Here is a 14,286-nt window from a genome sequence, read left to right as displayed (position 1 = left end):
AAGACTTTAGAACCAAAAACCCCGGCAGGGTCAAGGGGTCGATTTCCCACTTGCACTCCCACACCGCAAGGAGTACGTTAGTCACCGTGAGCGTCAGCCGTCCATCGGCTTGACCCCAGTAAGGCCCTCACCCCGGCCCCATCCCCAGTCTGATCCCGGTAGGCCCCTCGGCCCCGCTTCAAGCCAGATGCAGCACCGCGTCTGCCTGTGCTGAAGCCCCAATCCACTCTCCGGAGCACTCTCATGACCACCATCCGCAGCACCTGGACCAGACCCGCGCCCACGCTCACCGGCCTCCTGCCCTCAACCGCATGGTCCGGCTCCGCCACCATGCCCATCCCCCACGGCACCCTCATGGCCCAGAACGACGCCACCACCCTCTCCATCGGCATCGACATCACCGACGAGACGGGTGCCGCCAACCCCGACGACTACTTCTGGTTCATCGTCGACATCAACGACAACGGCGTCATCGACTCCAAGCGTGACATCCTCTTCGGCGAGTGGCCCGGAAACCCCAACCGCCTCGGCCTCTGGTACATGGCCGCGCCCAACGAGACCTGGCCCGCCCCCAACACCCAGGTCATCGCCTCCAAGGTCATGCAGGGCTTCGGCGCCTCAACGAACTCCGCCACCGCCCATCGCCAGTGGCAGATCACCTTCACCCTGAACGAGCTCGGCATCACCCTTGACCCCACCGCACCCGCACCCGTAGTCCGCTTCGGCCTCCGCATCGCCACCCTCTCCGCCGCCTTCCTGGGCGAGACACCCCCAACCCCCCTCGCCTCCTTCACCAACTTCAACGAGATCATCCTCTCCACCGCCCCCACTCTCCCAGCCACCGGCCCCTCCGGCCCCGTCATCGCCTCCATCGGCCTCATCGGCACCGGCCTCATCGGAGCCGACGGCTACTGCAACGTCCCCGCCACGTACATCATTAAACCCGTCGAAGCAGCCTTCAGCGGCACCCTCAACTTCATCTCCAACGTCGGAGCCGTGACCTCGCTCTGGGCCGCCGGTGCCACCAAATACAAAGTCTTCCGCCGCTTCGGCCTCACCCCCGCAGCCGCGGCAGCCGCGCCCTGGCTCCCCATCCTGCAAGCCTGGACCAACTTTGAGGTCGTCGGCACAACGGACGTCTGGCAGTCCTTCGGCCCGGACTCCGCAGGCTTCTATCCTCTGGTCAATCCCGGCCTGTCGTACACCACCCAGGACCTCATCTTCCAGTGGTCCACCGGTGCGGAGTCGGACGGCGTCCACCAGTTCGAGTTCGCCTTCTTCAACGCATCCGGAACGTCCATAGCCTCCACGCCCCAGATCGTCACCCTCAAGCTGGACAACCAGGCCCCCATCGTCGATCTCACCAACGTCCTCCATGCAGGCGCACCCGTCGCGTCCTGCGCCATCGTCAACCTCACCTCCATCACGGATGGCGTCCAGATCCAGTACGAAGCCTTCCAGCCTGAGGGCGATCTCGAGAGCTTCGCCCTCACCGCTCTGTACGGCCATGGCCAATACTCACCCATCTACTCCGACGCCTACGCCGCCCACGCCAGCCCAACCCACATCTGGCAGGGCGTCTCCACCGATACGCAACCCGTCCCGCCCGCACTCTGGGTCCCACCCGGCACCTGCGCCTATCTCTTCCAGATTCAGGCCTGGAGCCGCACCACGGACGGCTACTCCTACCCCGTCATCCAAAGCACAGACTTCCAGACCGTCACCCTCATCAAGCCCGGCATCATCCTCAAACCCCTGCCGATCCTGGCCCCCATCCACGCCACCCCAACCGGCTTCGGCCCACCACCCGTACTTGGCACAACGACCCTCGCACCCGTCTCCGTGCTCCCACCCGCAGTCGAACCCCTGAAGTCCTGACCCGGCGCGTGCGCCATCTTCGAGCCCACCCGAAGATGGCGCACGCCCGTCGTTCTACGAGATCTCCAACCCGCCCGTAGCCCCATAGACCTCGCCCGTCACATAGCTCGCCTCCTGAGAAGCCAGCAGCACATAAAGCGGAGCCAACTCCACCGGCTGTCCGGGCCGCTTCATCGGCGTCTCAGAGCCGAACTCCGGGATCTTCTTGTCCGGCTGCCCACCGCTCACCTGCAACGGAGTCCAGATAGGCCCCGGGGCCACACAGTTCACCCGAATCCCATCCTCCGCCACCTGTCTTGCCAGCGCACGAGTAAACGCCAGGATCGCCGCCTTGGTCGGAGCATAGTCCAGCAGGCTCGGACTCGGATGCGTCGCCTGAATCGAAGCCGTCGTAATGATCGAGCCACCCGCAGGCATCAACGGCAAAGCCTCCTGGCATAGCCAGAACAGCGCAAACACATTGACGCGATACGTAGCCTCCATCTGCTCCGTCGTCACATCCTTGATCTTCTCCACCGCATGCTGCTTACCCGCAACACACGCCAGGATATCCAGCCCACCCAGCTTCTTGTGCGCATCCTTCACCAGCTTCCGGCAGAAAGCCTCATCGCTCAGATCCCCAGGCATCGCATACGCCTTACGGCCTTCCTTCTCGATCAGCGCAATCACTTCCTTAGCATCAGCTTCCTCTGAAGGCAGATAGTTGATCACCACATCCGCGCCCTCACGCGCGAACGCAATCGCCGCCGCCCGGCCAATCCCGGAGTCGCCCCCGGTCACCAGCGCCTTCCGCTTCGGGAGCCGGCCATTGCCTTTATAGCTTGTCTCGCCATGATCCGCCTTCGGCGTCATATCTTTATCGAGCCCGGGCACGGACTGCGGTTGATGCTTGAACTTCGGCTGTGGATACTGCTTCGTCGGGTCTTGCAATTTGTATAGATCACTCATGGCTCTTTGTGATGCAGCCTCCTTCAGCGCCGTTTCCTTTGCAGCCACCCCTGAACAACCGCCCCTTGCCCTTCGCAACTTGCAACTTTCACCACAACACGCGACCCTATAGCTCCAGTCTCATATGAGGTTTCCCATCTTGCGCCTGCCCCAAACCCTGCTCGCCGCTCTGCTCCTTGCCCTCATCCCATCAGCCTCCTTCACCCAGGCCACGACTCCGCAGCCTCCACTCCTCCTCGGCGCAGCCTGGTACCCGGAGCAGTGGCCGGAGGCCCAGTGGGACCACGACCTCACCCTCATGGAACAGGCTCACATGCACGTCGTCCGCGTAGGCGAGTTCGCCTGGTCCACCATGGAGCCCTCCGACAACCACTTCGACTTCGTCTGGCTCGATCACGCCATAGCCGCCGCCGCAAAGCACCACATCTCAGTAGTTCTCGGCACCCCCACCGCCGCCCCGCCCGCGTGGCTCACCGCCAAATACCCCGAAACCCTCCGCATCGACGAAGGTGGCCGCCGCGACGAGCACGGAGGCCGCGAGCAGTTCTCCGCCAACAATCCCAAATACCGCGAGCTCTGCGTCCGCGTAGCCCACGCCATGGCCGCACGCTACGGCCACAACCCCAACGTCCTCGGCTGGCAGATCGACAACGAGATCGGCGACCCCACCTTCGACGACTCAGCCAAACTCCAATGGCACCAGTGGCTCCAGAAAAAGTACGGCAACATAGCAGACCTCAACCGCCGCTGGACTACCGCCTATTGGTCCCAGACCTATGACACCTTCGACCAGGTCCCCTATCACTCCCGCGGTGAAAACCCCGCGCTCCTGCTCGACTACAAGCACTTCGTCACCGACACCTGGACCTCCTACATCAGCGCCCAGGCCGACACCATCCGCCCCCTCGCCCTCAAGTCCCAGTTCATCACCACCAACACCATGGGCTGGTTCTCCACCTACGACCACTACATCATGCATAAGAATCTGGACATGGCAGCCTGGGACGACTACGTCCCGGACGGCCACCCCGACTACCCCCGCAACGCCGCCCTCCACGACCTCGTCCGCGGCTACAAGCAGAAGAACTTCTGGGTCATGGAGACCCAGCCCGCCTTCGTCAACTGGGGTCCCATCAACACCGCCCTGCCCCCCGGAGTCACGCGAGAGATGGCATGGCAGGCCATCGGCCACGGTGCCGACGCAGTTCTCTACTGGCAGTGGCGCTCCGCCCTCAACGGCCAGGAGGAGTACCACGGCACCCTCGTCGGAGCCGACGGTGAACCCGTCCCTATCTACTCAGAGATCGCGAAGCTTGGCGCAGACTTCGCCGCCGCCGGCCCTGCCCTCGCCGGCACCAGCCCCCACGCCCAGGTCGCCATTCTCCAGTCCTACGACGCCCACTGGGCCATCGACTTCCAGAAGCACTCCGCCGACTTCGACTACCCGAAGAACGTCCTCGACACCTACCGCGCCATCTCCCCCATCGCCCAGACCATAGACGTCATCTCCCCCGAGTCCGACCTCACCCCTTACCCCATCGTCTTCGCCCCCGCCCTCAACATCCTCTCGGAAGCCGAAGCCGCTCACCTCCTCGCCTACGTCAAACAAGGGGGCCAACTCGTCCTGGGCACACGTTCCGCCATGAAGAACGCCGACAACGGCCTCGACCCCCACCGTCAACCCGGCCCATTCACAGAAGCCCTCGGAGCCCACGTAGACCAGTTCTACGCCCTCGATCCCAAAGACCCCGCCCCAACGGTCTCCGGCCCTCTCGGCACCGGCACCGCAAGCATCTGGGCAGAAGTCCTCTCCACCCAACCGGACACCAAAGTGCTCCTCACCTACGGCCCAGAAAATGGCTGGTTAGCAGGCAAACCCGCCGCCGTCTCCCACCCCTACGGCAAGGGCACCCTCACCTACATCGGCACAGTCCTCGACCCCAAACTCATGGCCTCAGTAGCCACCCAACTCCTATCCGCCGCAGACATCCACCCCACGCTCCCCAACCTCCCCACCGGCGTAGAACTGATGCCCCGCACCGCCCCCAACAAGCCTCCAGTCTGGATCATCATCAACCACACCAACACCCCACAGCACATCATCCTCCCCGCAAACATGAAGAACCTCCTAACCTCATCCTCCGCCCCCACCCTGGACCTACCCGCCCACGAAGTAGCCGTCCTAACCACACCTTAGAAAAATAAAAAGAGAGGAGCCCGCAAACAATCCCAGGCTCCCCTCTTATCCCGCTTTTATCCGTCTTTTCCCCGTTACGCCTTGCTCTTAGCTCTTTATCTCCTACAATCACCCCATGCCCGCACTCGACCCCATGCTGACTCCCCGCGAAGCTGCTCGTCTCCTCGGCATCAGCTACCCCACCATCAAGCAGTGGATTCTCTCCGGCAAGCTCGCCACCAGCCCCACTCCCGGCGGCCATCACCGCATCGCCGAGTCCACCCTCAAGCCCTTCCTCGCCTCGGACGCCGCCAAACCCGCACCAGAGTCCCGCGAGCGTTACCGCCGCGTCTCCGGCCGCAACCAGCTCGCAGGCAAGGTCGTCAGCATCCGCGTAGAAGGCCTCCTGGCCGAGGTCATCCTGGCCGTCGCCGGCAGCCACATCACCGCCATCATCACCGCCAGCGCCGTCCATGAACTCCGCCTCAAAAAAGGTGACTCCGCCGCCGCCCTCATCAAGTCCACGGACGTCATGATCGAGCGCCTCACCGACCCCGCCTGACCCATCCCGCAACACAATTGACCTATACGGATCAATTCATCTAAAGTCGAACCACCGCAGACTGAAGATGAACTGTCCGTAGAAGCACGTCTGCTCCAGGCAGCACTCCTCCGTCTGTAACCCTCTTTTTCTAATGTCCAGGCCCGCACACCCGAGCCTTCAGGAGCCCCACGCGTGAAGCTGCACCCCATCGTCTCTGCCTCCCTCTTCGCCATCTCAGCCTCAGCTGCCTACGCCCAGGTCGCCGCAGACCTCCAGGGCCGCGTCGTCGATGCCTCCGGAGCCGCCGTCCCCAACGCCGCCATCACCCTCCGCAGCGCCGCCACAGCCATCCCTCAGCAGACCACCTCCAGCAGCGCCGGCGACTACACCTTCACCCACCTCGTCCCCGGCACCTACACGCTCGACGTCACCGCCCCCGGCTTCCAGCATCTCTCCCGCCGCGGCGTCACCGTCATCGTCGGCCAGACCGTCACGGCGGATCTCCCGCTCGTCGTCGGCTCGGAGACCCAGTCCGTCACCGTCACAGCCGACGCACCACTCCTCCAGCAAGCCACCTCCAACATCGAGACCAACATCCCCGGCACGACAGTCGCCGCCATGCCCCTCAACACCCGTAACTTCATCCAGCTCGCCACCCTCGCCCCCGGCGTCGAGCTCCCTCCCGGCACCCTCCTTCCCCGCATCAACGGCGGCCGCCCCCGCACCAACGAGTACATCTACGACGGCATCTCAGCCCTCCAGCCCGAGCCCGGCCAGGTCGCCTACTTCCCCATCGTCGACGACATCCAGGCCTTCACCATCGAAGCCGACAACGTCCCCGCTGAGTTCGGCCGCTTCAACGGCGGCGTCGTCAACGTAGCCACCCGCAGCGGCTCCAACCAGATCCACGGCAGCCTCTTCGAGTACTTCCGCAACGAGATCCTCAACGCCCGCAACTACTTCTCCCCCGCCGCCACCGTCCCCCGCAAACCCGAGTACCGCCGCAACCTCTACGGTGCCACCCTCGGCGCGCCCATCCTCCACAACCGCCTCTTCGTCTTCGGCGATTACCAGGGCGTCAAGCAGCTCATCGGCAAGACCGTCACCTCCACCGTCCCCACCCTCGCAGAGCGCGGCCTCGTCACCCCCAGCGTCTACAGCTTCGCCGGCGTCTCCAAGATCTACAACCCCTTCGCCGCCACCACCACCGGCGGCCGCACCATACGCACAGAGTTCGCCAACGACTCCATCAACTGCGCCCTCATCAAATGCGACCCTGCGGCCCTCGCCCTCCTCGCCCGCTACCCTCTACCCCTCACCACCGCACTCGCCAACAACTACTCCCGCACCGCCAATGACGCCGACCACCAGAACCAGTTCGACTTCCGCGTAGACGGAGCCTTCCGCAGTCGCGACCGAGCCTTCGGCCGTTACTCCTACTACAACGAGGTCGAGCAACCCATCACCTTCCTCCCCGATGGCAGCGGCCCCGCCGTCACCGGCATCATCGGCACCGGCGCAGTCTCAGGCCTCACCAGCATCCTCGGCCAGCAGGCCGTCTTCGGTGAAACCCACACCTTCACAGACCACCTCCTCAACGACGCCCACGTCGGCTACACCCGTCGCGGCAATATCTCCTCTGGACCCTCGCTCGCCAACACCGCCTCCACCGCGCTCGGCATCCCCGGCATCCCTACCAATGCCGCCTTCAACAATGCCCTGCCCCTCTTCACCTTCTCCGCCGGAGCCTTCCAGCAGTTCGGCCCTGCTGCCAGCACCTTTGCCAACTTCCAGACCGCCGTCTGGCAGTTCACGGACTCCGTCAACTTCACCCGAGGCCGCCACGCCCTGAAGTTCGGCGTCGATTATCGCTGGTATCAGCTCAACACCATCGCCCCGCCCAACCCCACCGGCAGCTTTGCCTTCACCACCACCGGCACCAACACCCAATCCACCGCCGCAGCCGCCACCACCGGCGGCAACGCCCTCGCCAGCTTCCTCCTCGGCCAGGTCGATACCTTCTCCATCGACCTCCAGACCTCCAAGCTCCGTCCCCGCGACCACATCCAGGAGTACTTCGTTCAGGACGACTGGCGCGCCACAGACCGCCTCACCTTCAACATCGGCGCACGATGGACCCTCCACTTCCCTTCGACAGAAAAGAACAACCAGGGCGCAATCTTCAACCTCGCCACCCAGCAGCTTGACTACGTAGGAGTCAACGGCAACTCCAAATCCGCCCGCCAGCTCCACTACACCAACGTAGCCCCCCGCCTCGGCCTCACCTATCTCGTAGACCCCAAGACCGTCATCCGCGCCGGCTTCGGCATCGTCTTCATCGACCAGTCCGGCATTACCACTCCCTTCACCGTCCCCCAGTTCCCCTTCATCCAGAACGTCCAGCAGGCGACGCAAGACAGCATCTCCTCGCCCTTCACCCTCTCGAACGGCCCCACGGTAGCGCCCATCGCCCTCACCCCCAGCGCTGGCCTCGGTCAGTCCGTCTACACCGCCAACCGCACCGCAGGCTCCGGCTACGTCCAGCAATGGAACCTCGCCTTCCAGCGCCAGGTCACCAACAACCTCTCCGTTGACGTAGCCTACGTCGGCTCCCACATCGTCCACGTCGGCATCCCGGATTCGAACCTCAACCAGCTCACCCAGGCCCAGCTCACCGCCGGAGGCACCGCCCTCCAGACCAAGGTCACCAACCCCTACGCCGGCCAGCTTCCCGGCACCCTCGGCGCAGCCACCATCTCCAACGCCCAGCTCCTCAAGCCATACCCGCGCTTCCAGAACGTAGCCACCTACCGCAACAACTCCGGCACCACCAACTACAACGCCATTGAAGCCAAGGTAGAGCAGCGCCTCACCAAAGGCATGTACCTCCTCGCCGCCTACACCCACTCCAAGCTCATCGACGACGCCTCCTCCGTCTTCTCCTCCACCGTCCTCTCCTCGCCCAACACCAGCTCCCTCATCGCCGCCGACGCCTTCACCCCCCGCCTCGAGCGCGACTCCTCCAACGGCGACATGCCCAACGTCACCTCCCTCAGCGCCATCTACGACCTCCCCGCCGGCCGCAACCACCGCTTCGCCAACAACGCCATCGGCAACACCCTCCTCGGCGGCTGGCAACTCAACGCCATCATGAGCCTCCAGTCCGGCATGCCCGTCACGGTCACGCAAGCGACAAACAACAACGCCTTCGCCGGCTTCTCCCTCCAGCGCCCCAACCTCATCGCGAACCCCAAGTTCGCCCCGGAACTCCGCTCCCCAGGCAAGTTCTTCAACACCGCCGCCTTCCAGGCCGCACCCACCTTCGTCATCGGCAACGCCTCCCGCAACCCGGTCCGCGGCCCAGCCTTCCGGGACCTCGACGCCGCCCTCGTCAAGCACACCCACATCGGCGACCGCACAGACGTAGAGTTCCGCGCCGAGATCTTCGACATCACCAACACCCCCGCCTTCGCCCAACCCAACGGCAGCGTAGGCAACGCAGCCTTCGGCAGCATCACCGCCACCACCACCGACCCCCGCGTAGTCCAATTCGCCCTACGCCTCAGCCGTTAAACCCAACTCTGAAAGGTCGTCATTGCTATAAAAGGTCGTCATTCTGAGCGAAGCTCAGAACCTCCGTATTGGCAGTTGCAGTTGCTGTTGCCGTTGCCGTTGCCGTTGCCGTTGCCGTTGCCGTTCGGATTAGAGGGGGGCTTCAGCCCCCCGTCAAGCGGCATGGAAAATAAGCGGGCTTTAGCCCCGGGCAGCCGCTGTTGTCTGTTTACATACCGCAGCGAACCAAAAATCCACCCACCCAACCACTACAATCACCCCATGAAGATCTCAGCCCGCAACCAGCTAAAAGGCACCGTAGAATCAGTCGTCCTAGGAGTAGTCACCGCCAAAGTATCCGTCCGGGTAGGCGACAACCTCATCGAATCCGTCATCACCCGCCAAAGCGTAGAAGACCTCAACATCCAGGTAGGCAGCACCGTAACCGCCGTCATCAAGTCCACAGAAATCATGCTCATGACCGACTAAGCCCAGTCGCCCGTCGCGTTGTACTTGCCGTTGCCGTTCGGATTAGAGGGGGGCTTCAGCCCCCCCGTCAACGGGTATGGCAAGTACAGGGCTTTAGCCCCGGTGGGCACAAGATTCTTTAAGCCAACACCGGCCCAGGCACCCTCACCCAGCTCATCCCAGCAGCCTCAGCCGAAGCAATCCCCGCATCCGCATCCTCAAACACCAGGCAGTCCTTGGGAGCAATCCCAAGCAACTCCGCAGCCCTCAAAAACGGCTCCGCATCAGGCTTACCCTTCGCATAATCCTCCGCCCCAACCAGCACCTCAAAACTATCCAGCAGCCCCAGAAAAGTCAGCGTCTTCTCAATCGACTCCCGCGGCGACCCCGAAACAATCGCAAACCGGATCTTCCCCCGCGAAGCCTCGATATGCGCCACCACGGAAGCGATCGGCTTGATCGTAGGCAGCGACTCGAAGTAAAGCTCCTCCTTCCGCCGCGTCACCTCCGTAGCATCCAGAGAGTAGCCATACTTCTCATTCAGCATCGCCGCCACCCGAGCCGGCGGTATCCCGCCCCACGCATAAAACACATCCTCGGGAAACGTCCCACCCTGTTCCGTCACAGCCTTCACCCAGGCCAGGTAGTGGATCGGCATGGAGTCCGCAACGGTCCCATCCATATCAAACAGAAAAGCCTTGAACTCGCCCTCAGGCAGAACTAACGCAGTTTCACTCATACATCCAGTTTACCCGCCGTCATTTCTGCCCGTAAGTAGCCGCACTCCCATGCTTCCTGAAGTAGTGCCGATCCAGCAGCGCCTGCGAAACCCCCAGCACGTCCGCCTGCAGCGTCAGAGTCCGATAAGCCATCTTCGCCACCGCCTCCAGCACCACAGCATTATGTGCCGCATCATGCGCCGTCCGCCCCCACACAAACGGTGCATGCCCATTCACCAGGCAAGCCGGCACAGCCAGCGGATCGAGCGGATGTTCCCCCTTGAACCGCTCCACAATCGCCAGCCCCGTCTCATGCACATACCGCCCGCTGATCGCCTCATCCGTCAGCGCAGCCGTCACCGGCACCGGCCCATAAAAATAGTCCGCATGCGTAGTCCCAAACGCCGGAATCGCAAGCCCCGCCTGCGCAAAGCTGGTAGCAAACTCCGAGTGCGTATGCACCACCGCCCCAATCTCCGTAAACTCCCGATACAGCAGCGTATGCGTATCCAGGTCGGACGATGGCCGCAGCGTCCCTTCGACGATCTTCCCGTCCAGGTCCGTCACCACCATGTGCTCCGGCTTCAGGTCGTCGTAGTCCACGCCAGAGGGCTTGATGACCACCAGCCCCTGCTCCCGGTCGACCCCGGAAGCATTGCCAAACGTATAAAGCACCAGCCCCCGACGAACCAGCTCCAGGTTCGCCTCGAGCACCTCTTCCCGCAGTTCCTTCAAAAGCATCGTCAACTCCTAACGTACCTGCCGCCGCAACTCCCGCAGCTTCGTATCCGCATCGATCACAATCATCTCGATCCCCGCAATCTCCGCGAAGTCCTCCAGATGCTCCGTCGTCAGCGCCTGGCTGAAGCACGTATGGTGCGCTCCACCCGCATAGATCCAAGCCGCAGCCGCAACCTTCAGACTCGGCCTCGGCACCCACACCGCACGAGCCACAGGCAGCTTCGGCAGCGCCTGCTCCGGCTGAATCACATCCACCTCATTGACGATGAGCCGATACCCCTCACTCATCTCCACAATCGAAGCACAAACCGCCGGTCCATCCGGAGCCGTAAACACCAGCCGAGCCGGATCGCCCTTCCCGCCAATCCCCAGCGCATGAACCTCCAGCGATGGCTTATCCGCCGCAATCGAAGGACAGATCTCCAGCATGTGCGAGCCCAGAATCTTAGGCGTCCCGCTGAAGTCATACGTATAGTCCTCCATGAATGACGTCCCACCCGTCATCCCCAGCGCCATCACCTTCATCGTGCGAACGAGAGCAGCCGTCTTCCAGTCGCCCTCACCGGCAAACCCATATCCATCCGCCATCAACCGCTGCACCGCGATCCCCGGCAACTGATCCAGCCCATGCAGATCCTGGAACGTATCCGTAAACGCCCCATACCCACCCTCAACCAGGAACGCCCGAATCCCCAACTCGATCTTCGCCGCAGACCGCAGCGTGCTCACGCGATCATGCTCCTTCGTGATCGTGTAAGCGTCGCGATACTCCGCCACAAGCTGATCCACCTCCGCATCCCCAAACTGGTTCATGCGGTCGACCAGGTCCATCACCCCATAGCCATTGACGCTGTACCCCAGCACCGCCTCGGCCGAAACCTTATTGCCATCCGTCACCGCAACATCGCGCATGTTGTCGCCGAACCGCACCACCTTCAGGTTCTGCGATTCATACCAACCCGCAGCAGCGCGAGTCCAAGCAGCAATCTCCGCCACAGTCACCGCATCCTGCCAGAACCCCACCACCACCTTGCGCGGCAGCTTCAGCCGAGAGGTAATAAACCCAAACTCACGATCCCCATGTGCCGCCTGATTCAGATTCATGAAGTCCATATCGATGGTCGCCCACGGCAGCTCACGATTGAACTGCGTATGCAGATGCAGGAAGGGCTTCGTCAGCGACTTCAGTCCCGCAATCCACATCTTCGCCGGCGAGAACGTATGCATCCAAAGCACAAGCCCAATGCAGCTCTTCACATTGTTCGCCTCACGGCAAAGCTCCGTGATCTCATCCGCCGTCGTCAGCACCGGCTTGAAAACCACCTTCACCGGGATGCCCGTCTCCGCATTCAACGAAGCCGCAATCTTCTGCGAATTCTCCGCAACCTTCGCCAAAGCCTCAGCCCCATAAAGATGCTGGCTGCCAGTCACAAACCATACTTCCAGGTGATCCAAAGTCATTCGCTTCATCCTCATTCTCAAACAGTCTTTCGAGCTTCCACAGCAATCCGCCGAAGCTCAGGAAGCACATGCCCCATCGCCACGGCGGCTCCATCCTTCGCACCAAACGCAAAGTAGATCGCCTTATAAATCTCAAACAACTCGTCATACCGAGCCACAGCCGCAGCCTCCGGCTCATACGTCCTGAACGCCAGGCACATCTTCGCCTGCGCCTCTTCAATCGACGCAAACACTCCCGCCGCAACCAGCGCAAAGATCCCCGACCCCAGGCTCGTCGGCGTCCCATCCGGCACCAGCACAGTCTTCCCCAGCACGTTCGCATACACCTGGTTCAGCACCGTATTGTTCTGCGGAATCCCGCCACCATTGATCACCCGATCCACCGGCACCCCATGCTCCGCCATCCGTTCCAGGATGATCCTCGTATGAAACGCCGTGCCTTCAATCGAAGCAAACAACTCGTCCTGCGCCGTATGCCCCAGGTTCCACCCCAGCGTCATCCCACCCAGCTCCGGATTCACCAGCACCGTCCGGTCGCCGTTATCCCAGCTCATCCGCAACAGCCCCGTCTGCCCGGCAGCATACTGATCCAGCCCTTGGGAGAGCGCCTTCACATCCGTCCCAGCCCGTTTCGCAATCGCCTCAAAGATATCCCCCGTAGCCGACATCCCCGCCTCAATCCCCACGAACTCCGGATGTACGCTCCCCGGCACAATCCCACACACACCCGGAATCAGGCTGGTCGTCTTCGCCATCGCAATAATGCACGTCGAAGTCCCCACCACATTGACGACATCGCCTTCCTTGCACCCGGCCCCAATCGCATCCCAATGCGCGTCGAACGCCCCCACCGGAATCGGAATCCCAGCCTTGAGCCCCATCCGCTCCGCCCACTCCGCACTCAGCCCGCCCGCGACCCTCTCCGACGTACTGTAGATCCCCGTCAGCTTCTCCCGCACTCCATCAAACAGCGGGTCCACACTCGACAGAAACTCCTGCGAGGGCAATCCACCCCATCGCGGATTCCACATCCACTTATGCCCCATCGCGCAGATGCTCCGCGGCACCTCGGCGACGTCCGTGATCCCAATCAACGTCGCCGCCACCATATCGCAGTGCTCCAGCGCCGTAGCAAACCTCTCCCGCTTCTCCGGATTATTCCGCAGCCAGTACAGCAGCTTCGCAAACCCCCACTCATGCGAGTACACCCCACCACACCACTCAATCGCCTCGAGCCCCTGCTCATGCGCCAGCTCCGTAATCCTCTGCGCCTCTTTGTGCGCCCGATGATCGCACCAGAGCAAATACTCATCCAGAGGCTGCACCTGCGCATCCACCGGAATCACACTCGACCCAGTCGTATCCAGCGCCAGCGCCACAACCTCAGTCCCCGCCACCCCAGCCTGCGCCAGCACGGCCTTCGTCGCCTCCACCAGCGCATTCATCTGGTCGTCGTGAGACTGCGTCGCATAGTCCGGATCTTCCCGTCGCCGATGCAGCGGGTACCCGGCAGCAGCGGTCCCCAGCCGCCCCCGCTCACTATCCAGCAAGGTCACCCGAACACTTAACGTCCCAAAATCGACTCCAGCTACGATCGCCATGGTTCCAGACCTTCTTCCACGGCCCACGTTCTCGTGACGCCGGCTATTCCCTTCCCACCTAGCGTTTCGGCATGAAGAATAACTCGACCAGTGTAAACGTTTCCTCGAACTTCTGGCACCCATCCGCCCCTCAATTCTCCAACGCCTCAACTCGCCCCCAATAATCAACCCAGACGGCGCCTGCAAGGCCTGAGTGTC

The 14,286-nt window shown here is 62.6% G+C and carries 11 protein-coding genes; 5 read left to right on the top strand and 6 right to left on the bottom strand.

Annotated elements, in window-relative coordinates; translation table 11 throughout:
• Positions 1 to 243 precede the first annotated feature (243 nt).
• A complete protein-coding gene (locus ACIX9_RS06145; RefSeq protein WP_013579615.1) occupies positions 244 to 1,878 on the top strand; it encodes a hypothetical protein in 1,635 nt (544 codons plus the stop codon).
• Positions 1,879 to 1,932: 54 nt separating this feature from the next.
• On the opposite strand, the gene ACIX9_RS06140 is transcribed toward ACIX9_RS06145, so the two are convergent.
• On the bottom strand, positions 1,933 to 2,826 hold the full coding sequence (locus ACIX9_RS06140; RefSeq protein ID WP_013579614.1) for an SDR family oxidoreductase: 894 nt from the start codon (positions 2,824 to 2,826) through the stop codon (positions 1,933 to 1,935).
• 139 nt (positions 2,827 to 2,965) lie between these two features.
• On the opposite strand from ACIX9_RS06140, the gene ACIX9_RS06135 reads away from it, so the two are divergent.
• The 3 genes from ACIX9_RS06135 (at position 2,966) to ACIX9_RS27320 (ending at position 9,119) form a co-directional block, all read left to right on the top strand.
• Positions 2,966 to 5,023 carry a beta-galactosidase gene (locus tag ACIX9_RS06135; RefSeq protein WP_232298804.1) on the top strand — a complete coding sequence of 686 codons (2,058 nt, stop codon included), beginning with the start codon at positions 2,966 to 2,968 and terminating at the stop codon, positions 5,021 to 5,023.
• Positions 5,024 to 5,138: 115 nt separating this feature from the next.
• Entirely contained in the window at positions 5,139 to 5,564 is a 426-nt protein-coding gene (locus ACIX9_RS27325; protein ID WP_013579612.1) for a helix-turn-helix transcriptional regulator, read from the top strand.
• A 174-nt stretch (positions 5,565 to 5,738) separates the two neighbouring features.
• Positions 5,739 to 9,119, top strand: coding sequence for a TonB-dependent receptor (locus tag ACIX9_RS27320; protein ID WP_013579611.1), 3,381 nt, complete (start codon positions 5,739 to 5,741; stop codon positions 9,117 to 9,119).
• A 38-nt stretch (positions 9,120 to 9,157) separates the two neighbouring features.
• On the opposite strand, the gene ACIX9_RS24610 is transcribed toward ACIX9_RS27320, so the two are convergent.
• Positions 9,158 to 9,283 (bottom strand): hypothetical protein, encoded by a 126-nt coding sequence (locus tag ACIX9_RS24610; RefSeq protein WP_013579610.1) that lies wholly within the window; start codon positions 9,281 to 9,283, stop codon positions 9,158 to 9,160.
• Positions 9,284 to 9,380: 97 nt separating this feature from the next.
• Between ACIX9_RS24610 and ACIX9_RS06120 the strand changes: the two genes are divergently transcribed.
• On the top strand, positions 9,381 to 9,587 hold the full coding sequence (locus ACIX9_RS06120) for a TOBE domain-containing protein (RefSeq protein WP_013579609.1): 207 nt from the start codon (positions 9,381 to 9,383) through the stop codon (positions 9,585 to 9,587).
• A gap of 118 nt (positions 9,588 to 9,705) precedes the next feature.
• Here ACIX9_RS06120 and ACIX9_RS06115 read toward each other — a convergent pair whose 3' ends face one another.
• The 4 genes from ACIX9_RS06115 to ACIX9_RS06100 are packed head-to-tail and all read right to left on the bottom strand — an operon-like array spanning position 9,706 to position 14,088.
• Positions 9,706 to 10,305 (bottom strand): HAD family hydrolase, encoded by a 600-nt coding sequence (locus tag ACIX9_RS06115; RefSeq protein WP_013579608.1) that lies wholly within the window; start codon positions 10,303 to 10,305, stop codon positions 9,706 to 9,708.
• 19 nt (positions 10,306 to 10,324) lie between these two features.
• Positions 10,325 to 11,026: an L-ribulose-5-phosphate 4-epimerase gene (locus ACIX9_RS06110; RefSeq protein WP_013579607.1), complete on the bottom strand. Its 702-nt coding sequence runs from the start codon at positions 11,024 to 11,026 to the stop codon at positions 10,325 to 10,327.
• 9 nt (positions 11,027 to 11,035) lie between these two features.
• Positions 11,036 to 12,487 carry an L-arabinose isomerase gene (gene araA, locus ACIX9_RS06105; protein WP_013579606.1) on the bottom strand — a complete coding sequence of 484 codons (1,452 nt, stop codon included), beginning with the start codon at positions 12,485 to 12,487 and terminating at the stop codon, positions 11,036 to 11,038.
• Positions 12,488 to 12,504: 17 nt separating this feature from the next.
• Positions 12,505 to 14,088 carry a ribulokinase gene (locus ACIX9_RS06100; protein WP_013579605.1) on the bottom strand — a complete coding sequence of 528 codons (1,584 nt, stop codon included), beginning with the start codon at positions 14,086 to 14,088 and terminating at the stop codon, positions 12,505 to 12,507.
• Between the last annotated feature and the right edge of the window lie 198 nt (positions 14,089 to 14,286).

The organism is Granulicella tundricola MP5ACTX9 (assembly GCF_000178975.2).
GTDB lineage: Bacteria > Acidobacteriota > Terriglobia > Terriglobales > Acidobacteriaceae > Edaphobacter > Edaphobacter tundricola.
Note: the sequence above shows the minus strand (reverse complement) of the source record. Positions and strands in the feature narration are given on the sequence as shown.

Coding starts and splice junctions, on each gene's coding strand:
- ACIX9_RS06145 (WP_013579615.1), top strand. CDS start 244: ATGACCACCATCCGCAGCACCTGGACCAGACCCGCGCCCACGCTCACC.
- ACIX9_RS06140 (WP_013579614.1), bottom strand. CDS start 2,826: ATGAGTGATCTATACAAATTGCAAGACCCGACGAAGCAGTATCCACAG.
- ACIX9_RS27325 (WP_013579612.1), top strand. CDS start 5,139: ATGCCCGCACTCGACCCCATGCTGACTCCCCGCGAAGCTGCTCGTCTC.
- ACIX9_RS24610 (WP_013579610.1), bottom strand. CDS start 9,283: ATGCCGCTTGACGGGGGGCTGAAGCCCCCCTCTAATCCGAACGGCAAC.
- ACIX9_RS06120 (WP_013579609.1), top strand. CDS start 9,381: ATGAAGATCTCAGCCCGCAACCAGCTAAAAGGCACCGTAGAATCAGTC.
- ACIX9_RS06115 (WP_013579608.1), bottom strand. CDS start 10,305: ATGAGTGAAACTGCGTTAGTTCTGCCTGAGGGCGAGTTCAAGGCTTTT.
- ACIX9_RS06110 (WP_013579607.1), bottom strand. CDS start 11,026: ATGCTTTTGAAGGAACTGCGGGAAGAGGTGCTCGAGGCGAACCTGGAG.
- araA (WP_013579606.1), bottom strand. CDS start 12,487: ATGACTTTGGATCACCTGGAAGTATGGTTTGTGACTGGCAGCCAGCAT.
- ACIX9_RS06100 (WP_013579605.1), bottom strand. CDS start 14,088: ATGGCGATCGTAGCTGGAGTCGATTTTGGGACGTTAAGTGTTCGGGTG.